Here is a 25,469-nt window from a genome sequence, read left to right on the forward strand (position 1 = left end):
ATGTTTATGGTGCAGGAAAGCCACTCTTGACCATTTTCGGAACCAGTGTATGCACAATGACGAATAACGACCAGACCGATCCTATCGATGAAATTGCCGGTTTGGGACGCTGGTCGATGGTGCGCGGCACACCACACTTGAGCCTGTCCGCAGTGGCGATGCGCTTGCTGGGAATGGAATCCCGCGAAGCAGGGCAGCCATGGCGGTTGCGGGTGGTGCCGGAGGATCGCGACGTGCTCGATGGCGCGTTGGACGCCATCGCCAGCCGTGGCGCGGCGGTGGCCTGTGAATTCCGCCTGATCGAGCGCGAGCAGGGCGTGCGCTGGCTGCGCCTGCAGTCGGTGGCCTCGCCGCAGGGCACGGTCGTCAACGGCATGCTGACCGATGTCACGCTGATGAAGCGCGCTGCGCTGCGTGAACGCTTCAACTTCGCGCTGACCCAATACTTGATCGGCACCGATACGCTGGATGAGGCGGTGTACAAGATCATCCACCTGGTGTGCGAAGAGCTGGGCTGGGAGTGGGGCGCGTTCTGGGCGCTGGACCACAGCGGCGCTGCTGAAGTGCTGCGCTGCCGCCATATTTGGCACACACCAGATCGCGACTATTTACAGTTGCGCAGTGCCGCCGCCATGCTGGCGGTTCAAGCTGGTGATGGCGCAGTCGGCCAGACCTGGCTGAGCGGCCAGTCGCTGTGGGTCGATGTCAGCGCTGCGCACGGCGATGTGTCGCGGGTGCAGGCGGCGGCACAGTGCGGCTTGCAATCGGGCTTCTTCTTCCCGGTGACTTATGTTGGCGCTGATGAGCGCTTGCACAGCGTGGGGGTGCTGGAATTCTTCAGCGCCGAACCGCGCCAGCGCGAGGCGCAGCTGCCGGGGCTGGCTGAGTCGATCTCCGCCTTGATCGCCCAGGCCGGCCAGCGCATGGTGCAGCAGGAGCGGGTGCGCGTGCTGGCCCAGACCGATGAGATGACTGGCTTGTTCAACCGCGCCCACTTCCATGCGTTGCTGGATGCAGCTTGCGCGCGGGGCGAGCGCTTCGGCCTGCTGTACATCGACCTGGACCAATTCAAGCCGATTAATGACGGCTTTGGCCACGCGGCTGGCAATATGGTGCTGTGCCAGTTCGCTGAGCGCTTGCGGCAGTTGGCGCCGGCCGGGGCCCGCATCGCGCGTCTTGGCGGCGACGAGTTCGCCATGATGACGCCGGCTGGCGCTGGCCAGCAAGTGCTCGATGTCTTGGCTGCGGAGATCCTCGACGCCGCTCGCACGCGGTTCAATTACCTTGGACACGACTTGTCGGTCTCGGCCAGCATCGGCGTCAGCTTGTTCCCGCTGCACGGCGCCGATACGGCCCAGCTGCTGCACTCGGCCGACGCCGCCATGTACCTGAGCAAGCGCAATGGCCGCAACCTGGTCAGCTATTTCTGCAACGAATCCGATACCCAGCAGCGCGTAGTGGCGGCGCAGTTGCTGATGCTGTCGGCCTTGCAGGATGCCCTGCAGCGCAATGAGTTCTTCGTCGAGTACCAGCCGATTTGCGACCTGCAAAACGACAAGGTGGTCGGGCTGGAGGCCTTGATCCGCTGGCGCAAGGCCGATGGCAGCATCGTGCCGCCTGACCAGTTCATCCCGGTGGCCGAGCAAAGCCGGCTGATCGTCTACATTGGCCGCTGGGTGATCGAGCAGGTGTGCCGCGACCTGCCACGCTTGCAGGCGGCCGGGCTGCCGGACATCCAGGTGCACGTCAACATGGCTGCGCCGGAGTTCCTCGACGACGATTTGCCGCGCGAGTTAATGGCTATCGTCGAGGCCGCCGGCGTTGATCCGGCGCGCATCTGCCTGGAGCTGACCGAAGGCGTGATCATGCGGCGCATCGAAAAGACTTTGCCCATCATGCAGGAGCTGGTGCGGCTGGGTTTTGAGATCAGCCTCGACGATTTCGGCATGGGCTATTCCTCGCTGTCCCTGCTGAAGACCTTGCCGATCAGCTCGATCAAAATCGACCGCGTGTTCCTGCAAGGCGTGCCGCACAACCGCAACGATTGCGCCATCGTCCGCACCATCATCGACCTCGGCCTCAACATGCAGTTGCGGATTATCGCGGAAGGCGTGGAAAGCGCCGCGCAGCTGGGCTTCCTGCGGCAGTTCGATTGCACGCAGGTGCAAGGCTACTTGTCCGGCCGGCCGATGGAACTGCACAGTCTGCTGGCGCAGCACGGCGAACTGTCGGCAAATTTGACGGTGCGTCCATGCCCGCCAGCGCGCCATACGCTGAGTATTTGATCGATGGCGTGGTGGTCAGCGCCGCCAGCGCGACCAAATACTTGAGCTGGTCGTGCGCGGCGTGATGTAGGAGCTTACTTTTGACGACGGCGACGCGCCAGCAGGCCCAGTATGCCCAAGCCGCTGAGCAGCATGGCGTAGCTATCGGCCTCAGGTACCGCCGTGACCAGGGTCAGCGAGGTCAGGGCGCCGTTCGCGCCCATCATGTTGCGGTTGCCCTTGTTGGTGTACAGGTAGTAGAACGTCGACTGGCTGAAAGCGCTGGCGTCGATGGTGCCTGGAATGCTGTCATTGGCCAGTGCGTTGCCGGTCTGGTCGAAGAAATCCAGCACCATCATTTGCGATGCCGCTGCATTTTCTTGCACGTTGCCGATGGCCAGGCTGTCGCCGCCGCCCAAGATGGCGGCGTTGTTTGACACCTGCACCAGCGTGCTGTCGGAAGTGGTTGAGGCCAGTGCCAGGTTGTGGCCTGCCAGATTGGCCACTACCGAATTGCCCGCGCCGCTAGCGGAGTAGACCGGACCGGCGCCGAAGTTGCCGATCAGGCCAGTCACGGTGTCATAGCTGAAGTGGCCGTACACAAAGTCGCCAACCGAGACGGTATTGCCTGACATGCTGCTGGAGCCGACCAAGCCGCCCGTACCGGTCGATGGCGAGAATTCAACCATTTCCTGGATGTTGGCGGTGAAGTCATATTCATAAACTGTCGCATGCGCAGACGCACACAACGCAGCACTTGCAAGAAATATCCCGATTGTTTTCATGTTGCCACCTTTATTGATTATTTGCAGGTTACAACATTTGAAACTAACTTGTCAACATGTAATCGCTGAATTGCAACGCTTGTTGCCATGGGTTAATGGCCACCAGCCCTTGATGTTTATCAAAGGCTAAGGCGGCCAAGAACTGCTGGAAAGGAAGATTTAATGCAGGAAAGAGGTGAGTCAGGCGCGGCGAGCCTGTGGCGCCGGCGCGTACGCCGGTTCCACGCTGCGTGACTTTTTCAGCACCAGCTGCGCGCCGGATTTACCTTTGGCGCCGCCCTGTGGCGGCAGCTTGAAGACTTCCAGCGCCTTGGCCACGGCCCGGGTTTGCATGTCCAGCACGGCGGTGGCGGCCGAGGCTTCTTCCACCATCTGCGCATTCTGGCGCGTCACTTCGTCCAGCTGCATGATGGCATCCTGCACCTGGTGCACGCCGCTGTTTTGCTCGCGCGTCGAGCCGCTGATGTCGCCCATGATGGAAGCGACCCGGCCGATGGCCGCAATCACCGCCTGCATATCTTCACCGGCGGCGCTGGCCATGCCGGCGCCGACTTCAATCTTGCCGGTCGAAGTGTCAATCAGGGCCTTGATTTCCTTGGCCGCCGCCGCGCTGCGCTGCGCCAGGCTGCGCACTTCGTTGGCGACCACCGCGAAACCGCGGCCGCTCTCGCCGGCGCGTGCCGCTTCCACCGCCGCGTTCAGCGACAGGATGTTGGTCTGGAACGCGATGCCGTCGATCAGGCTGATGATGTCGACGATCTTGCGCGAGGACTGGCTGATGTCATTCATCGCCGCCACCACTTGCGTCACTGCCACGCCGGTGCGTTCGGCCAGGGCCGTCGCTTCGCTGGCCACGCCGCTGGCGGTGTTGACGTTGTCGGCGGTCTGGCCAACCATGCCGGTGATCTGGCCCATGTGGGCCGAGGTCTGTTCCAGGTTGGCCGCTTGCGCTTCGGTGCGTGCCGACAGGTCGCTATTGGCCGCGCGCACCTGGGTGGTGGTGCTGCGGGTCAGGCTGAAATTGCTGCGAATGTCGACCAGAATCGACGCCAGGTTCAGGTTCAGCTGGCGCACAAAGGCTTGCAGCTGACCCAGTTCATCATGACGGTCGACTGCCATGCGGGTGGTCAGGTCGCCGCCCGCCAAAATACGGGTGGCCTTGATGCTGGCTTGGATCGGTGCCACGATAGCCACGTGCAGGTTGCGCCAGCTATACAAGGACAGCGTTGCGGTCAGCAGCGCCATTGCGATGAGTGTGTTGTCGGAGAAATCGAACAGTGCATGACTGGCCATCAGCAATGCCAGCAGCGCCATGCTGCCAAAGCTCAGCGCCAGGCGCTGCGCCAGCGTGACGTCGCGCAGGGCGTTGGTGATTTTTTTCCAGCCGCGTGCCGCTTCCGCGCCGCGCACGATGCGCACACCGTCTGGATTGCCGCCCTTGAGGGTGCGGTACAGTTGTTCGGCCTGCTGGATTTGTTCGCGTTTCGGCTTGGTGCACACCGACATGAAGCCGGTGGTCTTGCCGCCCTCAATCACCGGCGTAACGTTGGCGATGCACCAGAAATAACCGCCATGCTTGCCGCTGTACTTGACCAGTCCGCGCCACGGTTCGCCGGACAGCACAGTGCGCCACATGTCGGCATCGACGTCGGACGGCATGTCCGGGTGGTAGAGCGCATTTTGTTCGCGTCCGTGGAGTTCCTCGTCGGTGTAAGCGCTGGCGTCAGTGAAGGTGGAGTTGACGTAGGTGAGGCGGCCCTTGAGGTCAGTGGTGGTGACGATAGGCTTGCCGTCTTCAAGAACGGTTTCGTGGCCGTGCATGTACAGTCCTGTGCGAGAGTGTGAAAAGTGGACTGCATACTAACAGATTTAGGTCTAAACTAATTCCTGAAAGTATCATTTTTGCACAGGAACAACACTCACCAGTCGGTGCGCAGGCGCAGCATGGCGTAAGGCTGGGTACGGGTGATGTTGTGTTCGGTGAAATCGACGCTGGCCAGGCGGTCGTTGCCGGCGTAATGGGTACGGTCGTAGCTGATGGTGCGGCTGGCCAGATTGTTCAGTTCCAGCGTCAGCATCATATTGGAGGCCGGGCGGAAGTTGACGAAGGCGCGCGCCCAGTTGCTGCCGCTGCTGGTGTCGCGCTCGGCCACTTGCCAGTTATCGTTGCTCCAGCCGTTGTCGACCGAGAAGCCCCAGTTGGCGCGCTGCGCCGGCAAGTCTTGCGAAAACTCCACCCGCCAGGCCAGCGGCTGCTCGCCGGACAGGCGGCGCGTGGCCTGCGTGGCCGGATCGGTCACCGACGACGAGCGCCAGGTGGTCGACAGCTTGAGCAAGCCTTGCGGCACGGCCCAGCTGTCGGTTGGCAGGTTCAGCATGCCGGTGACGCTGTCGGTATTGGCATCGCCGATATTGCCGGCCGTGTCGACGATGGCCGAGGCAGTGCGGATCGGCATGCGGTCGATGACGTCGCTGATGTGCGCTTGTGTGTAGCTCAGCATGGCCGCGCCGCGTTCCCAGAAGCGGTATTCCAGCGCGCCTTCGCACAACCATGTCTTTGCTGGCACCAGGTCGGGCGTGTCGGCGCGCAGCGTTTTGTCGGCCATGCCGAAATAGCCAGCGTTGTCGTAGAAATTGAACTGGCTGACTTCGCGTTCCAGTCGCAGGCGCAGTTGCAGCGCTTGGGAAGGCGACAGCGACAAGCGCAGTCTCGGCTTCGGATAGACGTAAGCCTTGCCGTCCTGCTGATTGGCGCTGGTGCTCATACTGGAGTGCTCGATGCGCACGCCTGCCTCGGCGTTGAGCGAGCTGTCCACTTGCCACGCCGAGGACAATTGGCCCTCGATGCGCGATTCCTGTATCCGCGCGCCGACGCCTGGCGTGACGACGGACTGCGCGTTAGCCTGATAGGTGTTGCTGGTGTCGTTAGCGTTGACCGAGTGTTCGATGCCGCCGCGTATCACCACGCCATCGTGCGCTTGCCAGATCAGCTGGCCAGCCACGACTTGTTCGCTGGCGGTGTTGGTGGTGAGCGAGTGTGCGGTGCCGCCGCCGGTGGCATAGCCCCAGTCGTTGCCGTTTTCGGAGGCGCGGTGCAGTAGCTTGAGGTCCATGCTGGCGCCGCGGGCAAGGTCGCGCGTGTAGGCCAGGCCCTGTTCCACCGTGCGGCCGCCGTTGTCGTTGATGTTCAGTGCAGGGGCTGCACCATCAAAGTGAATCTGTGACTGGTAGGACCACGGATTGACTGCGCCGCTCAAGGTCAGTTGGCCATCCAGCACGTCCTGCCCATAGTTCAGCTTGACCGACTTGTTTTCCGAGATGCCCGCACCGTTGATAGCCACTTCGGCAGTCGGCGTAACGTCGGCGTACTGCGTGGTACGCGAGCCGTGTCCCTGGCCGGTATCCGGCGAGCGGCGCCAGCCCACCGTGACATTGATATTCTTGTCGCCGCGTTTCAGGCTGTAGTTGCCGTCCAGCGTAGGCTGCAGGCTACCGTCCGGCATCACAAAACTGGACACCGTGGTGGACGCGGCCACCAGGTCCATCGGCTTGAGCAGCACATTGGCGACTGTCGGGTAGCCTTGCATGTCGATACCGCTGCTGCCGCCATTGATCACATCGATGCGCTCGACCGCCGCAACCGGGATGCGGCCCAGCACATCGCTGAGCGGTTCGGTTTTGGAAGTAGGGCGCTTGCCGTTGATCAGCACATTGCCGGCCGTGCCGCGCCCCGGATTGCCGCCTTCAAACACAAAGCCCGGCAAGCGCGACACCATATCCATCGCGCTATTCGACTGAAACTGGTTGAAGTATGCCGGCGCGAACGACTGCGCGCCAACCTGCCCGGCGGCGGCAAGCGCGCAGGCAAGAAGGATGGCTTGGCGGAGGGAGATCGTTCGGCTCATCCCGACATTGTGCAATGAACACCTTCGGACCGCAACAAGAACCTAGCTGCGCCGGAAATCCTTGGGTGTTCTGCCCATGCGTTTCTTGAACAAACGGCTGAAGTAGGCCGGGTCCTGGAAACCTAGTTCATAAGCGATGCTGGCGATGCTGGCGGGGAGATAGGTCAGCTTGCGGCAGGCTTCCAGCATTAGCCGGTCCTGCGTCAAATCGAAAGCTGATTGACCGGACAGTTTGAGGCACAAGCGGTTCAGCCGCGTCGGCGTGACGCGCAGCGTCTCGGCGTATTGGCCTACCTGCCACTGTTCCTTGTAGTGCTGCTCGACCTCCGCGCGGAAGCGGCTGAATAGTTCGAAGTCGCTGCGGCCCGACTGGTCGGCCAGCGTGTGTTCGGCCTGCGCGCGCACCAGCAGCAGCAAGGCGCTGCGCGCTAGCCACTCCAGCATCAGCGTGTGGCCGTATTCCGGCCATGCCGCTTCCAGCCGAAGGTTTTCCAGCAAAGCCACCAGCCGTTGCTGGATCGCGCCAAGATCGATTGCCAGCGGCTGCACGAACAGCGGTGAGTACAAATCACCTTGCCCATGCGCGGCCGAGAAAATTACGTTTTGGTCCACCGTCAGTACGTAGCCGTGCGCCTCCGGCGAGAAGTCGAAGCCATGCACCACCGACGGATGAATGGTGATGGCGACCGGGCCGCCACGCTGCCATATGGTGTCGCCGATGCTGGCGCGGACTTCGCCGCCCAGTAGAAAAAGTACCTGAAATAAGCCGGGGTGCGTATGGCTGCCGATGTGCCAGTCGTGCAGACGGCTGCGCGTCTCGATCAGTTCAATATGTACAAACTCCGCATTGACGGTGCGCGTTTGCTCGCCGTACAGGGCGAACTGGGGAATGTCGGTGGTTGGCATGGCGATGTGCTGGTCTCTCGTCTGTCAAAATAGTACAAGTTTTAGCGATTTTCATCCATGTTTTTTGCGCGCTAACGCCGCTACGATGGCGTCATACCTACACAACATTGGAGATAAAACATGCGCACCCAAGTCGCTATTATTGGCGCCGGTCCCGCCGGCCTTTTGCTGTCCCATTTGCTGCATCTGCAAGGGATTTCTTCCATCGTTCTTGAAACCCGTTCGCGCGCCGACATCGAAGCCACCATCCGCGCCGGCGTGTTGGAACAGGGCACGATGGATGTGCTGACCGCCGCCGGCGTCGGTGAACGCATGCGCAAGGAAGGCGCGCTGCATCACGGTTTCGAGCTGTCGTTCGGCGGCAAGCGCCATCGCATCGACCTGCATGGCCTGACCGGAAAATCCATCACCGTCTATCCGCAGCATGAGGTGCTGAAGGATCTGGTGGCGGCGCGGCTGGCGGCGCAAGGTACCATCCTGTTTGAAGTGAGCGAGGTTGCGCTGCATGATGTGACGTCCACCGATCCTTATGTGACGCTGCGCCATGAAGGCGAAGCGCTGCGCATTGAGGCGGATTTCATTGCTGGCTGCGACGGCTATCATGGCGTGTCGCGTCCCGCCATGCCAGATCAGTCATCGCGCCAGGACTACCAGAAGATTTACCCATTTGGCTGGTTTGGCATTTTGGTGGAATCGGCACCGTCGTCCGAGGAATTGATCTATGCGCAGCATGAACGCGGCTTTGCGCTGGTCAGCACCCGCTCGCCGACTGTGCAGCGCCTGTACTTCCAGTGCGATCCGAAAGACAGCGTCGATAACTGGTCGGATGACCGCATCTGGGCCGAGCTGCATGGGCGGTTGGAGAATCACGATGGCTGGAAACTCAAGGAGGGCAAGATTTTTCAGAAAGGGATTATCGGCATGCGCAGCTTTGTGTCGACGCCGATGCAGGCGGGCCGCTTGTTCCTTGCCGGCGACGCTGCGCACATCGTGCCGCCGACTGGTGCTAAAGGTTTGAATCTTGCGGTGTCCGATGTGAAGCTGCTGGCACAAGGCCTGCAGGAGTTCTATCACAATGGCAGCGAGACCACGCTGGCGGGCTACACCAAGCAGGCATTGAAACGCATCTGGCGCGCCGAGTGCTTCTCGTGGACCATGACCCGTTTGCTGCATACCTTTGCTGACCATACGCCGTTTGAACGCGAGATGCAGCGCGCGGAATTGGAAAACATCGTTAAATCGCCAGCGCTGGCGACAGCGCTGGCTGAAAACTACGTCGGCGCGTTTTAAGCGTCTGCCAAAAACTCCAACACCAGCGCCGCGAATGCTGCAGGTTGTTCGATGGCGCTGATGTGGGAGGCTTGCGGCAGCACACGTAGTTGCGCACGGGGCAGCTGCTTCGCCAGTTCTTCTGCCATCGCCGGCGGTGTGCCCGCATCCAGCTCGCCGGCGATGACCAGCACGGGAACGTTAATGCCTGGCAGGCGCGCAGTAGTATTTACGCCGCCGACTGCCGAGCAGCAGGCCACGTAGCCATCTTGGTCAGTAGTCAGCAGGCGACGGCGGAAGCGTTCCACCGTGGCGCCGCGTTCGGCGCGGAAGCCGTCGTGGAAGTAGCGTCCCATCACCGCTTCTGTAATCGCTGCAATGCCGCCTTCGCGCACGGTGGCGATGCGTTGCTCCCACATCGCTTGCGCAGCAGGCGGATACGATGACGTGGTATTGGCCAGCACCAGCGCTGATACCAGCGAGGGATGGCGCAGCGCCAGTTCCTGTCCCACCATGCCGCCCATCGACAAACCAATCCATGTCACCGGGCCGGAATCCAGCTCGCGCAGCAGGCGCGCGGCATCGTCGGCCAGATCTGCCATGGCGTATGGACCGGCCGGCGCGTCGGAACTACCTTGGCCGCGATGGTCGTAGGCGATTACGCGGCTGTCTTCTGACAGCAGGTTGGCCAGGTGATCCCACATAGTGAGGTCGCAGCCCAGCGCGTGGCTGAGGACTACGGTGCGGCGCGGCGTCTTGCCGTTGCGCGGCCCGCGCACGCTGTAGTGCAGTGCAGGCAGGCTGGCGGTGCGGCCTTCGCGGCCAATGCCGGGATGGGCGGTGGCGGCAGGCGCGAACGGCTCCACCGCGTAGCCGATTTGCGGGCCGACTTCGCGCAGGATGGCCAGCGCGTGGGTGAAGGCGGTGTTCGCGGCCGGCACGCCGGCGTAGATGGCCGACTGGATCAACACTTCTTTCAGTTCGTCCGGCGTCAGGCGGTTGCCTTCTTCGCCTAGCAACGCAGCGCGCACGTGCAGGTCGAATTCTTCCCAGCGGCCTAGCGCGATGGTGATGGACAGGACGATGGCGCGGCGGGTCTTTTGCTCCAGGCCCGGGCGGCCCCAGATTTCATTCCACGCGAAGCGCGTGATCAGGTTCTGGAAATCGGCGTTGAAGGTGTTGGCGTTGTTTAGCGAACGCTCTACCCATGCGTCACCGAGGATGGCGCGGCGGTTGTGCAGGCCGCGTTCGAAGTCGTGGTCGATAGGATCGTAGCTCATGATGGTGTTGAGAGTTTGGTGATGTCTGCGCGCAGTTGGCGCAGCTGTTGTTCGGCGAGGCGCTGGGCCGGACGCGCCAGCGCGGCGGCATCTTGTGCGTCGCCCGGATAGATCAGGTCTTTGAATTCGCCGATATTGCGCAGCATGCGCGCGCTGTCGATGTGCAGGCCCGCGAGGGCTTCGTTCAATGCGTACAAGGCGCCGTGCGCGCTGAGGAATAGCGATGGCCACTCGGCCAATTCCGCCTGCCAGTTGCCAAGGCCACGCTCGTGCTGCTGACCCATGGCCGCCAGCAGCGCGGCCGCGTGCTGCGGCGTGCGCGTTGCGGCAGCCAAGGCGATCATCGACGATACCGGATTGCGCTTGTGCGCCATTGCCGACGAACCGCCACGGCCTTCGCCGGACGGTTCCGCCAGTTCGGCGATCTCTCCTTGTGCCATCAAGCTCAGGTCCGCAGCGATCTTGCCCAGACTGCCGGACAGCACAGCCACTTCAAGTCCCAGCCGTACCCACTCGTCGCGCTGTGTGTGCCACGCGGCGTCCGGCGCGCGCAAGCCGAGGATGGCGGCCATGCGCTCGACCACCGTCGGACCTTGCTCGCCGATGACGGACAGCGTGCCGACCGCGCCACCCAGTTGCAATTGCAAGGCGCGGGCTGCGTGTTCGCGCAAGCGCGCGCGTGCACGCACCAGCGGCGCTAGCCAACCGGCGAACTTGAAGCCCAGTGTGGTGATGAGGGCCGGCTGCATCAGTGTGCGCGCCAGCACCGGTGTGGCGGCGTGCTGCTCGGCCAGTTCCAGCAGGCGGCCAGTCAGGTCGTGCAGGCCGTCATCCAGCAGCTGCAAGGCTTCGCGCGTGGCCAGTACCATTGCAGTGTCGATCACGTCCTGGCTGGTGCCGCCGAAGTGCACCTTGCGGGCCGCTTCGGCGTCGATGTTTGCTACGGATTTGGTCAGCTCCTTCACCAGCGGGATGGCCAGGCTGCCGGCACGGCGGCTGGCGACCACCAGCGCGCCGACGTCGTAGCGCTGCACGTCACAGGCTTGTGCGATGGTATTCGCGGTGGCTTGCGGCAGCAGGCCCACATCGGCCTGCGCCTGTGCCAAGGCCTGTTCGAAGCGCAGCATGGCTTGCACAATCGCGGCGTCGTCGAACACCGCGATCATGTCGCTGCTGGTGAGGAAGCTATCGAAGATTGATACGCTCATGGATAACGGTTACTCATAGTCGAAGAACACGGTTTCGTGTTCGCCCTGCATGTGGATGTCCCAGCGGTAGCTGCCGTTGGCCTGGCGCGCAGCCAGCAGCGTGGCGCGGCGTGCGGCAGGTACCTGTTCCAGTATAGCGGACTGCGACAGTGCCGCGTCGTCGGCCAGGAACACGGCGGTGAACTGGTGCTTCACCAAGCCGCGCGCGAACACGGTGACGTAGGCTACCGGTTCGCCGGGCGCTTGCTCGACTTTGGACAGCTGGAAGCGGAAGCCGCCATCCTCGCCGCTTGGCACGCGGCGGAAGCCGGGGATGTCTGCTGCGGCTTCCGCATCGGCGGCGGAAGGCTGCCACGATTCGAGCTGCGCGTCGTTGATTGGCACACCAGCGCCGTCGTAGATGATGCCGTGGATGGTGATGACGCCCGCTGCGGCGTTCAATTCAGTCGCCCATTTCCATGCTTCGTGCGAGAACGGGCCGATGGTTTGTGAAGTGGTGATATTGCTCATGGCTGGATTCCTCAGATGCCGAATGGGGTGGCGTCACGTCCGCGCAGGACGATGTCGAATTCATAGCCCAGCATTTGGTCGCTGACGGTTTGCTCAAGGCTGAAGCGCGAGATCAAGCGGTCGCGCGCGGCGAGGTCGGGAATGCTCTGGAAAATCGGGTCGTATTCAAATAGCGGGTCGCCGGGGAAGTACATCTGCGTCACCAGCCGTTGCGCATACACGTTCCCGAACAGCGAGAAGTGGATGTGCGCCGGGCGCCAGGCCTTGTCGTGATTCCCCCACGGGTACGGGCCCGGTTTAATGGTGACGAGGCGATAGCGGCCGTCGTCGTCGGTCATCATCTTGCCCCAGCCATTGAAGTTGGGATCGAGCGGCGCGTCATGCTGGTCCTTCTTATGGCGATAGCGGCCGGCCGCGTTGCACTGCCAGACTTCCAGCAGCGAGTTGCGTACCGGCTTGCCGTCTTCATCGACGATGCGGCCGGTGACGACGATCTTCTCGCCGATCGGCTCCGCCTCGCCATGCTTGGTCAGGTCGGCGTCGTTGGGCAGCAGGATGCGCGACTTCGGCGCGATGTTTTGCGAGACCGGTACCGGCGCGTCGAGGCGCAGCAGCGGTTGGCGCGGGCCGCGGTGGGTGGTCGATTTGTAGGGCGGATAAACCAGTTCCGGATAAACTCCGGGAGCGATGGCGTCGAATTTCACAGCTGTCTCCTCTGATTGAATGCTGTGATGATGGTACGAAGCGAGGCGGCGGCGGACAAGGTGGCGCAGGCGTGTTATATTCGCTATTCGCACGGAATGTGCGCATATCGCACAAATTTGCATTTATTTGCCATGGATACTGACGAAGACCTCAGCGCGCCGGCCCCGCGCGACCTGGTGGCCGGACTGGAAAAAGGTCTGCAGGTGATCGCCACGTTTGACCAGGAGCGCAGCCGCTTGAGCATCGCCGAGGTGGCGGCGCGCACCGGCTTGACGCGGGCGGCCGCGCGCCGCTACCTGATCACGCTCACGCACCTCGGTTATATGCGGCACGAGAACAAGCTGTTTTCATTGACGCCGATGGTGCTGCGGCTCGGCCAATCGTATTTGCACTCGGCGCGTTTGCCGCGTCTCGCGCAGCCGCTGTTGTATCGATTGGCGTACGAGCAGGGCGAGGCGGCATCGGTCGGCGTACTTGATCACGACCAGCTGGTGTGCGTGGCGGCGGTGAGCGCGGGTCAGCTGGTGTCGGTCACGCTGCAACCAGGGACGCGCGTGCCCGCGTGGTGCACGGCGAACGGCCGCATGCTGCTGGCCAGTTTGCCGCAGGCGCAGTTGGACAGCTATCTCGAACGCGTGCAGCTGGAACCGATCACGGAGTACAGCATCATTGACAAGAAGCGGCTGGGCGAGGCGATCCAGCGCGCCCGCAGCCAGGGTTACGCGCTGGTCGACCAGGAACTGGAGCTGGGCTTGCGCACCATGTCGGTCCCACTGAAAAACTTCCGGGGCGAGGTGGTGGCGGCGATGAATATCAGCGTTCATGCGGGCCGCATGACGCTTGAGCAGATGGCGGAACGCTGCCTGCCAGCGCTGCTGAAGATACAGGTTGAGCTGAATGCCATGCTGTAGTTTGCTGTACCATACCGGCTTTTCCAACGGGGAGGTCCCGTGCGTCTGCTACTGGTTGAAGATGATCCGATGATCGGTGAAAGCATCGAGGAAGGCTTGCGCAGCGAGAGCTACGCGGTCGACTGGGTGCGCAATGGTGGCGATGTGGAACTGGCGCTGTCCGGCGTCGGCTACGATTTGATGCTGCTGGATCTTGGGCTGCCGGGCAAGCAAGGCATGGAGGTGTTGCGCACCACGCGCGCGCGCGGCGACGATTTGCCGGTGCTGATTATCACCGCGCGCGACGGCACGCCGGCCCGCGTCGAAGGACTGGATGCCGGCGCGGACGACTACCTGGTCAAGCCTTTCGATCTGGACGAACTGCTGGCCCGCATCCGCGCGCTGCTGCGGCGGCGCGTCAGCCGCACGCGCTCCGTGATCGAACATGGCGGCGTAAGACTGGATCTCGCCAGCCATGAGGCTACGCTGGATGGCCAGCCGGTCAAGCTTTCGGCCCGCGAGTTTTCGGTGCTGCGCGCGCTGCTGGATAATCCCGGCAGCGTGGTCGCCAAGGCGCAGCTGGAGGAAAAGCTGTACGGCTGGAACGCTGAAGTGGAGAGTAATACCGTCGACGTCTACGTGCACCACCTGCGCAAGAAGTTCGGTCCGGACTTTATCAAGACCGTGCGCGGCGTGGGTTACAAAATACCGGCCGTGCCGTGAAGACCATCCGCCGTCAACTGCTGGCAGGCCTGCTCGGTGCGACGCTGTTATGCGTGGTCGGCGCGAGCGCTTCGCTGTATCGCTCGTTGCGCACGGAGACCAATGAGCTGGCCGATCTCCAGCTGCGCCAGTTGGCGGTGGCGCCGGATAGCGGCTCGCCGCTGGCGGAAGATCCCGAAGAAGAATTTGTCCTGCAAGGCTGGGATGACGGCGGCATGCATGTGTGGCATGCGTCGCGCGGCCTGCAGCCATTGGCGCGTTACCCGGTCAGCGGTTTCAGCACCTTGAAAATTGATGGCCACCACTGGCGCTTGTACGGTGAGGAGAGCCACGGTCGCTACGTGCAGGTAGCGCAGCCGCTGGCAGTCCGCAACAAGCTGGCGGCCGAAATGGCGCTGCGTGCCGGAGCGCCGTTGCTGATATTTGCGTTGGTGCTGGGTGTGCTGGTGGTGGTGGTCGTCGGCCGCGCACTGCGGCCACTGGACCGGTTGGCGCAAGCAGTGGAAGGGCGTTCGCCATCTTCGCTGGAGCCGATTTCCACAGGCGACCTGTCGCCCGAGCTGCAGCCGGTGGCGCTGGCGCTGAACTCCCTGATGCAGCAATTCGATGAGGCCATGACCGCGCAGCGCACCTTTGTGGCCGACGCTGCGCACGAACTGCGCTCGCCGCTGACGGCGCTGAAATTGCAGTTGCAACTGGCCGAACGGGCGCCGACTGAGGAAACACGCGCGCTGGCGTTGGCCAAGCTGCACGAACGGCTGGATCGCAGTACGCATCTGGTGCGCCAGCTTTTGAGTCTCGCGCGGCATGAATCGGCGATGACGGCGGCGCAGCGCAAGCCGGTCGATCTGGGGCGCTTGCTGGAGGCGGCGGTAGCCGATCATTCCGCGCTGGCCGAAAGCCGCGATATCGACCTTGGCGTGGAAGCACCGTGCCAGGTCGTGATCGACGCGGATGAAGACGGCCTGCGCGTATTGCTAAATAACCTGATCGACAACGCGCTGCGCTACACCCAGCGCGGTGGCCGGGTTGACCTGCAGGCTGCCCATGAAGACGGCCGCCGGCTGCTGCGCGTGCGCGACAACGGTCCCGGCGTGCCAGCCGAGCATCGCGGCAGGCTGTTCGACCGTTTCTTCCGCCCGGACGGCCAGCAGGCATGGGGCGCCGGCCTTGGGCTATCTATCGTGCGGAATATCGCTGACCACCACCAGGCCGAGATTGTGCTGGCCGATGGGATGGAAGGGCGCGGCTTGAGTGTGACGGTGCTTTTCTAATACCTTACAACGCTTTGCTGCAAAGCTGGAATTCGGGATCGTCGTCGTAAGGGCGGGTTTCAAAGCCGAGGCTTGCCATCAGTTTGAGCATGGGGCGGTTCTTGCGCAGTACCAGGCCGACGATTTCGTTCAGGCCGCGGTCGCGCGCGACGTCCATGATTTCGGCCATCAGGCGCGTGCCCAGACCCTGGCCGCTGAATTTGTCATCCACCAGCAGCGAGAACTCGCAGCTGCTGCGGTCCGGATTGGCGATGTAGCGCGAGACGCCGATGATGCTTTCGGTCTCGTTGAAACTGCCGTCATCTTCCACGGTGCGCGTGGTCAGCACAGCCACCAGCGCCATTTCGCGGTCGTAGTCGATCAGCGTGTAGCGCGCCAGCATTTGCGCGGACAGTTCGCGCAGCGACGAGGCGAAACGGTTGTAGCGCGACTGCTCGGACAAGCCGCGCACCAGCGATTGCAGCATTTCCGCATCGGTCGGCTGCACCGGCCGCAAAATGTATTGGCCGCCGCCGCGCATCGGCCATTCGCTCGCATAGTTGGATGGATACGGCATGATGGCCAGCTGGTCGTAGCGCTGTGCCAGCGGTGGGGCAGCGCCCACCAGTACACGAGCATCGACCGCCAGCACGCCGTGCTGGTCGACGATCAGCGGGTTGATATCCAGCTCGCGTAGCTGCGGCAGTTCGCACACCATTTCCGACACGCGCAGCAGAATGTGTTCAATACCTTGCAAGTCCACCGCCGGTGCGCCGCGCCATTCGCCCAGCGTGTCGGCCACACGCGCCCGGGAAACCAATCGTTGTGCGAGGAACTGGTTCAGCGGCGGTAGTTCGAGTGCGCGATCGTTGAGCAGGTCGATCATGGTGCCGCCCGCGCCGAAGCCGATCACAGGCCCGAACAGCGGATCGCTGGCGACGCCGATGTAGAGCTCACGGCCATCGCGCTTGCCTGCCATCCGCTGCACTGTGACGCCGTTGATGCGCGCGCCCGGCTGCAAACGCTGGACGTTAGCCAGCATGTCGTTGTAGGCGGCGCCCAGCGCGGCGGCGTCGGCAAGATTCAGCACCACGCCTTGCACCGCCGATTTGTGGCTGATGTCAGGCGAGTCGATTTTCAGGGCCACTGGATAGCCTAGTTGCGCCGCAATCAGTTGCGCCTCGGCGGCGCTGCGGGCCGGCATGGTCGGCGTGATGGGAATGTGGAAAGCCGCCAGCAGGGCCTTGGATTCCATTTCGGTCAGCACGCTGCGGCGCTCGGCCAGTACACCTTCCACCAGCCGGCGCGCGCCTTCCAGATCGGGCTTGGCCAGCTGCGACAGCGGCGGCGGGGTTTGCTGCAGCAGTTGCTGGTTCTGGTAAAACACGGCGATATTGCTGAAGCCATCGACCGCCGCTTCCGGCGTGCGGAAGTTGGCAAGGCCCGACTGGGCGATCAACTGGCGGCCCGGCGTAACGCGCTCGTCGCCCATCCAGCAGGCCAGCAGCGGCTTGCTCAGGCCACGTCCGGCCTCGGTTACGCCGCGCGCGACGGCCAGCGGATCGCCATCCAACTTGGGTGAATAGATCACCAGCAGGCCGTCGATATTCGGATTCTGCGCGCACGAGCGGATCGCAGCGGCGTAGTGTTCCGCGCCAGCTTCCTCGGACAGGTCGAGCAAATCGGTCAGGGTGGCGTGCGGCGGCAGTTCGGGCGCCAGGGCTTGTGCAGCTTCGTCGCCGGGCACACCCAGTTGCAGGCCAAGCTTGGCCAGCCAGTCGGCCGCCAGCACACCGGGGCCACCGCCGTTGCTGATTACAGCCAGCCGCGGTCCGACCGGGCGATAGCGCGAGGCCAGGCACTTCGCGGCGGAGAACAGCTGGACGAAGGTATTCACGCGCACTGCGCCGGTCCGACGCAGCGCCGCGTCGAACACTTCATCGCTGCCGATCAAGGTGCCGGAATGGGTGGCGGCCGCGCGCGAAGCCGCTGCGCCGTTGCCGGATTTGATGATCACCACTGGCTTGGTATTGGCAGTGCCGCGTAGCGCCGACAGGAAGCGGCGGGCGTCGGTAATGCCTTCCATGTAGATGACGATGCTTTCGGTGGCTGGATCGGTAGCCAGGAAGTCCAGCGCCTGCGCCAAGTCGACCGAGGTGTTCGGCCCCAGCGAAATCACTGTCGACAGGCCGACCGCATTGCTGCCGGCCCAATCGAGAATGGCTGAAGTCAGTGCGCCGGATTGCGAGATCAACGCCAGGCTACCGGCTTGCGCCAGTTTGCCCGCCACGCCGGCGTTGAGCTTCAGGCGCGGACGCTGGTAACCGAGGCTGTTAGGCCCGAGCAGGTACATATCGTGTTTGCGGGCGATGGCGTGTAGCTCGACCGCCTGCGCCGGCAGTACACCGGACGAAATAATCAGCGCGGATTTGCACTGGATCCGACCCGCCACTTCAAGCGCGAAGGCCAGTTCGTCGTTGGGTAGCGCGATTAGCGCGAGGTCGGCGCGCGAGTGAACCAGGTCGGCCAGCGTACCGGTCATGCTGACATCAAGGAAGGTCAGGGCGCCTTCGTAGCCGCCTTCGCGCAACTGGGCGCAGATGCTGCGGCCATACACATTCTGTCGCTCTGGTTCATCCGGCGGACCGGCAAACACCACGATCGACTTGGGCGCAAACAGCGGGCTAAGATAGTGCAGATCCATGACATCCTTTTCAGCGACAACAAGGCCACACTATACGCTAATCGCCGGCCTCGATCTAAGCTGCTGTTCCATGAATTCCACGCACACGCGCACCTTGGCCGAACCGGCCAGCCGCTGTGGGTAGACTGCCCAGACATTGGCGCTTTGGGTGTACTGGGGCAGTACCTGTACAAGTTGGCCACTGTGCAGGTACGGTTGTGCATCCCAGTGCGAACGCAGCACGATACCGGCATCTTCCACCGCCCATTGCAGTGCGATCTCGCCGTGGTTGGATGATAGCGAGCCGGTAACCTTTACCGTTTCTTCGTCACCGCTGCCGCTGCGCAGCGACCACACGCCGAACGGCAAGTCGCGCTCCTTGATCGCCAGGCAGTTGTGGCCTGCCAGTTCCTGCAGGCTGCGCGGCTTGCCGTGCCGTTTGAGATATGCAGGCGAGGCGCACAGGATCCGATGATTCGCCATCAGCTTGCGCGCGATGAGTTGCGGTGCAATGTCGTCGCCGATGCGGATGTCGAGGTCAAAGCCTTCCGCCACGATGTCGACCAGCCGGTCGAACACTTCAAACCGGACCTGCAGCGAGGGATGTGCCGCCACCAGCCGTGCCACTACCGGCGCCACCACGTTGCGGCCAAAACCGAAGCTGCTGCTGATGCGCAGCTGGCCGCGCGGCACGTCGCGCCGTTCGGCCACTTCATGCAGCAGGCCGTCGAGATTTTCCAGTATCGTCATGGCGTGCGCGTAGACGCGTTCACCATCCTCGCTGACGATGACGCGGCGCGTGGTGCGGTGGAACAGGCGCACGCCGAGTGCCTGTTCGAGGATGCCGATACGCTTGCTGACGTAGGCCGGCGACATACCCAGTTCCTCGGCCGCCGCTGCGAAGCTGGCTTTGCGTGCAGCGGTCGTAAATACGCGCAGGTCTTCGTTATCGATAGGATTATTCATGAATCGTGTTTTATGACTTCACATTTCATATCATTATAAACACGATTATCCGGTTTATGCTGTGGCTTTCCATGAAGGGAGCTGTCATGAAAGTACATAAAATCGCTGTCCTTGCGGGCGATGGCATCGGCAAGGAAGTCATGCCGGAAGGGATGCGTGCGGTGGAAGCCGCCGCGCGACGTTTCAATTTCGCCATCGAGTGGACTACGTTTGAGTGGCCTAGCTGCGACTATTATCGTGAACACGGCAAGATGATGCCGGACGACTGGATGCTGCAGCTGCAGGGGTTCGATGCGCTGTTCTTCGGCGCAGTCGGTTGGCCGGAGACGGTGCCGGATCACGTGTCGCTGTGGGGATCGCTGCTTAAATTCCGCCGCCAGTTCGACCAGTACATCAACCTGCGCCCGGTGCGCCTGCTGCCCGGCGTGCCTTGCCCGCTGGCGAACAAGCAGCCCGGCGATATCGACATGGTCATCGTGCGTGAAAACACCGAGGGCGAATACTCCAGCGTTGGCGGTCGCATGTTCGAAGGCACGGAACGCGAGTTCGTGCTGCAGGAATCCATCTTCACGCGCACCGGTGTGGACCGCGCGCTGAAGTTCGCGTTTGAACTGGCGCAGAAGCGTCCAAAAAAACACCTCACTTCGGCCACCAAGTCGAACGGTATTTCAATCAGCATGCCGTACTGGGACGAGCGCGTGGATGCGATGGGCATCGACTATCCTGAGGTCAGGCACGACAAGTATCACATCGATATCCTGGCTGCGCGCTTCGTGCTGTCGCCGGAACGTTTCGACGTGGTGGTGGCGTCCAACCTGTTTGGCGATATTTTGTCGGATCTCGGCCCGGCATGCGCCGGCACCATCGGCATCGCGCCATCAGCGAATCTGAATCCGGAGCGCACCTTCCCGTCGCTGTTTGAGCCGGTGCACGGCTCGGCGCCGGATATCTACGGCAAAAACATCGCCAATCCGATCGCCATGATCTGGTGCGGCGCGATGATGCTGGACTTCCTCGGTCACACCGATGCGCATGACGCCATCGTGGCCGCAGTGGAGCGCTGCCTGGTTGACGGTCCGCGCACGCCGGACATGGGCGGGACGGCCGATACCACGTTAGTGGGCAGCGCCATCGCCGCACTTATATAGTGTCGATCAGCGGCTTGACACTGAAGCCGTGCACCAGTATCGACAGCATGATGACGCCGAGCGCGATGCCTATCAGCTCGCGCGCGATGTTCGGCGGCAGACCGGATTGAATCGCGAATACGAGATAGAACAGCGAGCCGATGCCGCGCACGCCAAACCAGCCGGTCAAGCCGCGCATACGCTTGCTGACGCCACTGCCCATCAGCCCAATGTAGACCGCCAGCGGCCGCGCGACCAAAAACAGGAAGGCGGCCACGCCGATGGTTTCGTATGGCAGGTCGCGCAACGAGATCATGCCGCCCAGGATGAGCACCAGCGTCAGCTCGGACAGCCGTTCGAGATGCTCCTTGAACACCAGCGCCTCGGCGCTGACTACCCTCGGTGGCGTAGCGGCGTCGCTGGTATGTGCGGCTTCGGATTTGGCGACATCCGGTTCCAGCATGCCTTGCCGGTCCTTGGGCGCACCGGCCAGCACCAATTCAGTCTGGCGCAGCGCTACGGCAGCGAAGAATACCGCGAGGTATCCAGAGGCTTTGATCATGCTGGCAAAGGCGTACACGATGGCGATGAGGCCGAGCGCCACCAAATCATCCAGGATGTCGTGACGCGGCTCGACGATGCGTAGCTGCCAGCCCAGCCGCGCCAGCCCGGCGCCGGCAGCCACGCCAACTGCGACCGCGCCTGCCGTGGCCCAGCCGACGTCGATGAGCAGCCAGCGAAGATAGTACGTGGCGTCGCCAGTGTTTGCGCCGGCATCCGCACCTCCGCCGACGCCTAACAGGCCTAGGCCCAGCAGCACGAAGGGAAAGGCGCTGCCGTCGTTCATGCCCGCTTCGCAGGTGAGGGTAAAGCGCAACTGGTCCTTATCGCCAGCGTGACGCACTTGCACGTCGGTGGCCAGCACCGGATCGGTCGGCGCGAGTATGCCACCCAGCAGGATGGCAGCGCCGGGAGGCATGTGCAGCACGTAGTGAGCAAACAGCGCCACTAGCGTTACGGTCAATGTCATCGAAATCCACGCCAGCCGCAGTGGTGCACCCCAGCGCGCCAGCTTGAATGGCACCGGCATCTTGATCCCGGCAGAGAACAGGGAGATCAGCAGAGCGGTCTGAGTCAGCATTTCCAGCAACGCCGATTGCTTCCATGGGTCGAAGTGGAGAATGTCGAAAAAGCTCGGGCCGAGAACAATTCCGGCAAACAGGTACACAATCGCCGACGTGAATGGCGAACGCGAAATCGTCGTCGCTGCGAGGCCGCGCGCCAGCATCAGCAGCCCGACCAGCAGGAACCATTGATTATTACTCATGCAGGAAGGCTAAGAGGATTCCTTCAAAATGTATGTGGGATAGGGCACGCTGGAGCGGTTATACTCAGGGCTTACGTCAACGTCGATGGCCAGTGCAAGCTGCTGTCGGTACAAACCATGAATCTGAAATAATGCAGCGCGAAGAACTGGAAGAACAACTGGCGCAGGGCGTACGCCGTTTTGAAAACTGCGCCTTCGATGATGAAGACTTGTCGCGCCTTGATTTGCAAGGCTGCGTGTTCGAACGCTGCACCTTCGCCGAGACCTCGCTGTTTGCCGCCAAGCTGGCGCGCACGCAGTGGCTGCGCTGCCGCGCCGGTGGCGCGGACTTCGAGTCGGTCGATGCGGTGGATGCACGCTTCGACGGTTGCGACCTGAATAACAGTAAATGGCGCCGTTCCAAGCTGGCCTCCGCCGCTTTCAACGGCTGCAAACTGACCGGCGCATCGTTCGAAGAAGTAGCGCACCTTGGCATCCACTTTGAAGAGTGCCTGCTGGTCGGCGCGGACTTGCGCGGCTTCTCGTTCCGCAAGGCGACCCTGAAAGAACTGGATTTCTCGGACGCTTACTTGTCCGGCTGCGACTTCCGCGAGACCGTATTCGAAGGCGGCAGCCTGCGCAACGCTGTGCTCAAGCTGGCCAAGTTCCAGGGTGCGGACCTGCGCGGCGCCAGCATTGAAGGCGTGAAGCTGACCGAGGCTGGCCTGTTCAAAGGTGCGCTGATCTCGCACGCGCAGGCAGCGGCTTTCCTGCGCGAGCTTGATCTCATCGTGGTGTAGCGCCTACTCGCAGCTGAAGTTGGCGGCGTCCTCGATGCTGCCGCTGCCCTTGTACTTCGCCGTTTTCGGATAAGGGCAGAGTGGGCGGGTGCGCGTGGCGGACCATGCTGCCGGCAGATCCGCATTGACGCCGCCCGCGTTGCCGGTTCCGCGCACGCTGGCCTGCACGCTATCGGGCGCCTTGCCTTGCTCCACCCACGCGACCAATGGCGTCAGCATGTCAAATTGATCGGCTGTCGGGCCGCCGGCGCAGTGGTTCATACCTGGTACCGCGAAGAAGCGCGAAAAGTTCGATGCGTCGCCATTGTTCGCCGTGCGCAGCGCGCTGTACCACGCCGTGGTGTCGTCGCTGGAGAAGATAGGATCGCTTGTGCCGTGATAGACCATGATCTTGGCGCCACGGTTTTTCAGCGTCGATAAATCGGATGGATTTGGCGGCAGCATGAAAGACAGTGCGCTTTCCGTGTAGGTAGCGTTGGTAGCGCCGACCTTGGCCAGCATGCTCGCTAGGTCGCCGGTCAGCGCGAAGTTCGCACCGTTGAACGTGGCAGGATTTTCAGGCGGAGCTTCCCAAATCAGTCCCACCGCGCCGCTGTCCAACACCAGCGAGGCGAAGAATTTCCACCACGCCCACCCTTCGTAAGCCAGGCCTGCGTCATAAGGGAAGCTGGAGTAGATCTTGGTTCCCGTCGCCGTGGTCGCGCCGGCAAACAAACTGCCGATGGCCGTTTTCTGCGCCGCGCTCAAACAGGTGCCATCACGCGCACCGCTGCAAGTTGGCACATCGCGATTGAGATCGAAGGCCGCCTGGCATGCTTGCGTGTTTTGCACCATGCCGTCGGTCGCACCGTCGAGCGCATCACATTTTGCCAGTACTGCTTTGGATACCAGCTTGCGTTCCGCCAGCGTGAAGCCGGTCGACGCATCGCCCGGCGTGCTTGCCAGCGCGCTGTAGGTCTTGGCCCCGGCGATATTGGCGATGGCGGCGTAAGGCAGGCGGAAGCCGGGATTCCCGACCAGGAAGCCGTCGTACTGGTCGGCGTAGCGCGCCGCCGCCACCATTGTGTGCCGTCCGCCGTTGGAGCAGCCACCGATGTAGGAGCGGTCCGGCTTTTTTCCGTAAGCGGTTTCGATGATGTATTTGGCCATCGGCGTTAGCTTGCCGACCGCTTGGTAGCCGTAGTCGAGACGCGCTTGCGGATCGATGCCGAACATGGGCGTGGCCGCTCCGTGGCCCGCGTCCGAACTGATGACGGCAAAGCCCATGTTCAGTGCATGATCGAGCGCACCACCGCCACCCACTTCGCCGATGGCGGTGACCACGCTGCCATCCAGGCCGCCATTGGCCTGGTAGAAGAAGCGGCCATTCCAGTTGTTCGGTAGCCGCATCTCGAAGCCGATGGCATAGCTCTGGCCATCCACGGCGCTGGTGCGCTTGAACATCTGCCCAGTGACTTGACAGTGCGCGGGCACCGGCTTGCCGGCGACGGTCAGGGTACCTGTCGTGACGGCGGTGGCACCGGTGATGCTGGTGTTGGCGAAGTTGATTTTGCTTGCCAGTTCAGTGCACGAGGCCAGCGTGGCGCCGGTGGCCGCGCCGAGTTGCGGCAAGCCGTTGCTGGCGCCAGTGGTCTTTGCGCCGGAGCCGCCGCAGGCGGCGAGCAGTAGGGCGGCGGTTGCCGCCGATAGTGCCTGGATATGAGTGGTCTTCATATCAGTTCGGCATGACGTCTTTGAGGACGCCAACTGGCTGGTTCACCAGTTTGCCATTGATTTTCTTGACTTCGCGGATGTACATGTTCTGCACAATGTCGCGCGAGGCCGGGTCGATGCTGATTGGGCCGCGCGGGCTGTCCCACTTCATGTTAGACAGCACTTGCACCGCCTTGTCGCCGGTGACCGTGCCATTCAGCTTGCGGATGGTTTCGTAGATCATGCCCATCGTGTCGTAGGCGACCACGGTGACGAAGGTCGGCGGCGGTGCTTTCGGCAGCGCGTTGGCGTAGGCGGCCAGGAAGGCTTTGTTGGCCGCGTTGTCCAGCGCCGTCGAATAGTTCAGCACCGTGATGGCGCCCAGCGCGCGGTCGCCCAGTGCTTCCAGCGTCGGCGAATCGCTGGTCATGTCGCCGACACCGAGGAACTTGACGCCAGCTTTGTCCAGGCCCTTGTCGCTAAAGGCTTTCAGCACGCCGATGCCGTCTTCCGCACCGGGTGCGAAGAAGAAGAGGGCGTCCGGCTTTTCATCCTTGATGCGCTGTATGAATGGCGAGTAATCTGGATTCGCCAGCGGTACGCGCGAAGCGCCGACTACCTTGCCGCCGCCCGCCGTGAAACCTTTGGCGAAACGCGCTTCGGCATCGATGCCGGTGCTGTAGTCGCTCACCAGCGTGTACACCTTGCCCACCTTGTTGGCCGCGCTCCAGGTGCCGAAAGGCTCGGTCAACTGCTGCATGGTCATGCTGGTGCGCAGCATGTAAGGCGATTTGGCGGTGATGCCGGTGGTGACGGCGTTCATCACGATCATCGGGATCTTGGCCTGCGTGGCAATCGGCGCTACCGCCAGCGCGCTAGGCGTCAGCGAGAAGCCGATCAGGAAGCTGACTTTTTCGCGCGTGATCAATTCCTGTGCTGCGCGTTTGGACAAGTCGGCGTTGGAGCCGCCATCGTCGCGATAGATCACTTCAATCTTCTTGCCCGCGACCTTGTCGCCGTATTGCTGCATATAGGTCTTGATGCCGTCTTCAAACGGCTTGCCGGTGTTGGCGAATGGCCCAGTCAGCGCGGCGATGACGCCGATACGGATGGTATCCTGTGCTTGCGCCATGCCGCCGGCCCAAGCCATGCCTACTGCGATGCCGGCGCATGCGAGTTTTTTCAGTTTCATTGTGT

Annotated in this window: 20 protein-coding genes; 7 read left to right on the forward strand and 13 right to left on the reverse strand. The window is 62.6% G+C overall.

Going from position 1 to position 25,469, the window contains the following annotated elements:
• Positions 1-56 precede the first annotated feature (56 nt).
• Complete coding sequence (locus GTP46_RS04860; protein ID WP_161005499.1) at positions 57-2,285, forward strand: putative bifunctional diguanylate cyclase/phosphodiesterase; 2,229 nt, start codon at positions 57-59, stop codon at positions 2,283-2,285.
• 74 nt (positions 2,286-2,359) lie between these two features.
• Here GTP46_RS04860 and GTP46_RS04865 read toward each other — a convergent pair whose 3' ends face one another.
• The 4 genes from GTP46_RS04865 to GTP46_RS04880 all read right to left on the reverse strand — a co-directional run bounded on the left by GTP46_RS04865 (position 2,360) and on the right by GTP46_RS04880 (position 7,860).
• Complete coding sequence (locus GTP46_RS04865) at positions 2,360-2,953, reverse strand: PEP-CTERM sorting domain-containing protein (RefSeq protein WP_229258805.1); 594 nt, start codon at positions 2,951-2,953, stop codon at positions 2,360-2,362.
• Positions 2,954-3,229: 276 nt separating this feature from the next.
• On the reverse strand, positions 3,230-4,870 hold the full coding sequence (locus GTP46_RS04870) for a methyl-accepting chemotaxis protein (protein WP_161005501.1): 1,641 nt from the start codon (positions 4,868-4,870) through the stop codon (positions 3,230-3,232).
• Positions 4,871-4,968: 98 nt separating this feature from the next.
• The gene (locus tag GTP46_RS04875) at positions 4,969-6,954 is read right to left on the reverse strand and encodes a TonB-dependent receptor plug domain-containing protein (protein ID WP_161005502.1); all 1,986 of its coding nucleotides are present in this window, start codon (positions 6,952-6,954) and stop codon (positions 4,969-4,971) included.
• A gap of 42 nt (positions 6,955-6,996) precedes the next feature.
• A complete protein-coding gene (locus GTP46_RS04880; RefSeq protein ID WP_161005503.1) occupies positions 6,997-7,860 on the reverse strand; it encodes a helix-turn-helix domain-containing protein in 864 nt (287 codons plus the stop codon).
• Positions 7,861-7,980: 120 nt separating this feature from the next.
• Here GTP46_RS04880 and GTP46_RS04885 point away from each other — a divergent pair, with 120 nt between their 5' ends.
• Entirely contained in the window at positions 7,981-9,150 is a 1,170-nt protein-coding gene (locus GTP46_RS04885) for a 4-hydroxybenzoate 3-monooxygenase (protein WP_161005504.1), read from the forward strand.
• On the opposite strand, the gene pcaCD is transcribed toward GTP46_RS04885, so the two are convergent.
• Genes pcaCD through pcaH form a run of 4 tightly spaced genes read right to left on the reverse strand, consistent with a single transcriptional unit; the run spans position 9,147 to position 12,831 of the window.
• On the reverse strand, positions 9,147-10,409 hold the full coding sequence (pcaCD, locus tag GTP46_RS04890; protein ID WP_161005505.1) for a bifunctional 4-carboxymuconolactone decarboxylase/3-oxoadipate enol-lactonase PcaCD: 1,263 nt from the start codon (positions 10,407-10,409) through the stop codon (positions 9,147-9,149). The two genes, GTP46_RS04885 and pcaCD, sit on opposite strands and share 4 nt — an antisense overlap.
• Positions 10,406-11,617 (reverse strand): 3-carboxy-cis,cis-muconate cycloisomerase, encoded by a 1,212-nt coding sequence (pcaB, locus tag GTP46_RS04895; RefSeq protein WP_161005506.1) that lies wholly within the window; start codon positions 11,615-11,617, stop codon positions 10,406-10,408. The genes pcaCD and pcaB overlap by 4 nt, the downstream gene beginning before the upstream one ends.
• Positions 11,618-11,626: 9 nt before the next feature.
• Positions 11,627-12,127, reverse strand: coding sequence for a peptidase associated/transthyretin-like domain-containing protein (locus GTP46_RS04900; RefSeq protein ID WP_161005507.1), 501 nt, complete (start codon positions 12,125-12,127; stop codon positions 11,627-11,629).
• A gap of 11 nt (positions 12,128-12,138) precedes the next feature.
• Positions 12,139-12,831 carry a protocatechuate 3,4-dioxygenase subunit beta gene (gene pcaH, locus GTP46_RS04905; RefSeq protein ID WP_161005508.1) on the reverse strand — a complete coding sequence of 231 codons (693 nt, stop codon included), beginning with the start codon at positions 12,829-12,831 and terminating at the stop codon, positions 12,139-12,141.
• A 132-nt stretch (positions 12,832-12,963) separates the two neighbouring features.
• Between pcaH and GTP46_RS04910 the strand changes: the two genes are divergently transcribed.
• The 3 genes from GTP46_RS04910 to GTP46_RS04920 are packed head-to-tail and all read left to right on the forward strand — an operon-like array spanning position 12,964 to position 15,719.
• On the forward strand, positions 12,964-13,743 hold the full coding sequence (locus GTP46_RS04910) for an IclR family transcriptional regulator domain-containing protein (protein WP_161005509.1): 780 nt from the start codon (positions 12,964-12,966) through the stop codon (positions 13,741-13,743).
• A 39-nt stretch (positions 13,744-13,782) separates the two neighbouring features.
• A complete protein-coding gene (locus GTP46_RS04915; protein WP_161005510.1) occupies positions 13,783-14,445 on the forward strand; it encodes a response regulator in 663 nt (220 codons plus the stop codon).
• Positions 14,442-15,719, forward strand: a complete 1,278-nt coding sequence (locus GTP46_RS04920; protein ID WP_161005511.1) for an ATP-binding protein — start codon at positions 14,442-14,444, stop codon at positions 15,717-15,719. Before GTP46_RS04915 ends, GTP46_RS04920 begins: the two co-directional genes overlap by 4 nt.
• Positions 15,720-15,723: 4 nt before the next feature.
• Here the strand turns inward: GTP46_RS04920 and GTP46_RS04925 are convergent, their stop codons facing one another.
• Both GTP46_RS04925 and GTP46_RS04930 read right to left on the reverse strand, forming a co-directional pair.
• Positions 15,724-18,402, reverse strand: coding sequence for a bifunctional acetate--CoA ligase family protein/GNAT family N-acetyltransferase (locus GTP46_RS04925; RefSeq protein WP_161005512.1), 2,679 nt, complete (start codon positions 18,400-18,402; stop codon positions 15,724-15,726).
• A gap of 30 nt (positions 18,403-18,432) precedes the next feature.
• Positions 18,433-19,347: a LysR substrate-binding domain-containing protein gene (locus GTP46_RS04930; protein WP_161005513.1), complete on the reverse strand. Its 915-nt coding sequence runs from the start codon at positions 19,345-19,347 to the stop codon at positions 18,433-18,435.
• A gap of 86 nt (positions 19,348-19,433) precedes the next feature.
• On the opposite strand from GTP46_RS04930, the gene GTP46_RS04935 reads away from it, so the two are divergent.
• Entirely contained in the window at positions 19,434-20,495 is a 1,062-nt protein-coding gene (locus GTP46_RS04935; protein ID WP_161005514.1) for a tartrate dehydrogenase, read from the forward strand.
• Here GTP46_RS04935 and GTP46_RS04940 read toward each other — a convergent pair.
• Positions 20,488-21,801: a cation:proton antiporter gene (locus GTP46_RS04940; protein ID WP_161005515.1), complete on the reverse strand. Its 1,314-nt coding sequence runs from the start codon at positions 21,799-21,801 to the stop codon at positions 20,488-20,490. The two genes, GTP46_RS04935 and GTP46_RS04940, sit on opposite strands and share 8 nt — an antisense overlap.
• Positions 21,802-21,932: 131 nt before the next feature.
• Between GTP46_RS04940 and GTP46_RS04945 the strand changes: the two genes are divergently transcribed.
• Positions 21,933-22,580, forward strand: coding sequence for a pentapeptide repeat-containing protein (locus tag GTP46_RS04945; RefSeq protein ID WP_161005516.1), 648 nt, complete (start codon positions 21,933-21,935; stop codon positions 22,578-22,580).
• Positions 22,581-22,583: 3 nt separating this feature from the next.
• Here the strand turns inward: GTP46_RS04945 and GTP46_RS04950 are convergent, their stop codons facing one another.
• The gene (locus GTP46_RS04950; protein ID WP_161005517.1) at positions 22,584-24,293 is read right to left on the reverse strand and encodes a tannase/feruloyl esterase family alpha/beta hydrolase; all 1,710 of its coding nucleotides are present in this window, start codon (positions 24,291-24,293) and stop codon (positions 22,584-22,586) included.
• 1 nt (position 24,294) lies between these two features.
• Entirely contained in the window at positions 24,295-25,464 is a 1,170-nt protein-coding gene (locus GTP46_RS04955) for an ABC transporter substrate-binding protein (RefSeq protein WP_161005518.1), read from the reverse strand.
• Positions 25,465-25,469 lie beyond the last annotated feature (5 nt).

Source organism: Duganella flavida (assembly GCF_009857445.1).
GTDB lineage: Bacteria > Pseudomonadota > Gammaproteobacteria > Burkholderiales > Burkholderiaceae_D > Rugamonas > Rugamonas flavida.

Coding starts and splice junctions, on each gene's coding strand:
- GTP46_RS04925 (WP_161005512.1), bottom strand. CDS start 18,402: ATGGATCTGCACTATCTTAGCCCGCTGTTTGCGCCCAAGTCGATCGTG.
- GTP46_RS04875 (WP_161005502.1), bottom strand. CDS start 6,954: ATGAGCCGAACGATCTCCCTCCGCCAAGCCATCCTTCTTGCCTGCGCG.
- GTP46_RS04950 (WP_161005517.1), bottom strand. CDS start 24,293: ATGAAGACCACTCATATCCAGGCACTATCGGCGGCAACCGCCGCCCTA.
- GTP46_RS04910 (WP_161005509.1), top strand. CDS start 12,964: ATGGATACTGACGAAGACCTCAGCGCGCCGGCCCCGCGCGACCTGGTG.
- GTP46_RS04860 (WP_161005499.1), top strand. CDS start 57: ATGACGAATAACGACCAGACCGATCCTATCGATGAAATTGCCGGTTTG.
- GTP46_RS04885 (WP_161005504.1), top strand. CDS start 7,981: ATGCGCACCCAAGTCGCTATTATTGGCGCCGGTCCCGCCGGCCTTTTG.
- GTP46_RS04870 (WP_161005501.1), bottom strand. CDS start 4,870: ATGCACGGCCACGAAACCGTTCTTGAAGACGGCAAGCCTATCGTCACC.
- GTP46_RS04930 (WP_161005513.1), bottom strand. CDS start 19,347: ATGAATAATCCTATCGATAACGAAGACCTGCGCGTATTTACGACCGCT.
- pcaB (WP_161005506.1), bottom strand. CDS start 11,617: ATGAGCGTATCAATCTTCGATAGCTTCCTCACCAGCAGCGACATGATC.
- GTP46_RS04935 (WP_161005514.1), top strand. CDS start 19,434: ATGAAAGTACATAAAATCGCTGTCCTTGCGGGCGATGGCATCGGCAAG.
- GTP46_RS04955 (WP_161005518.1), bottom strand. CDS start 25,464: ATGAAACTGAAAAAACTCGCATGCGCCGGCATCGCAGTAGGCATGGCT.
- GTP46_RS04900 (WP_161005507.1), bottom strand. CDS start 12,127: ATGAGCAATATCACCACTTCACAAACCATCGGCCCGTTCTCGCACGAA.
- GTP46_RS04880 (WP_161005503.1), bottom strand. CDS start 7,860: ATGCCAACCACCGACATTCCCCAGTTCGCCCTGTACGGCGAGCAAACG.
- GTP46_RS04945 (WP_161005516.1), top strand. CDS start 21,933: ATGCAGCGCGAAGAACTGGAAGAACAACTGGCGCAGGGCGTACGCCGT.
- GTP46_RS04940 (WP_161005515.1), bottom strand. CDS start 21,801: ATGAGTAATAATCAATGGTTCCTGCTGGTCGGGCTGCTGATGCTGGCG.
- GTP46_RS04865 (WP_229258805.1), bottom strand. CDS start 2,953: ATGGTTGAATTCTCGCCATCGACCGGTACGGGCGGCTTGGTCGGCTCC.
- pcaCD (WP_161005505.1), bottom strand. CDS start 10,409: ATGAGCTACGATCCTATCGACCACGACTTCGAACGCGGCCTGCACAAC.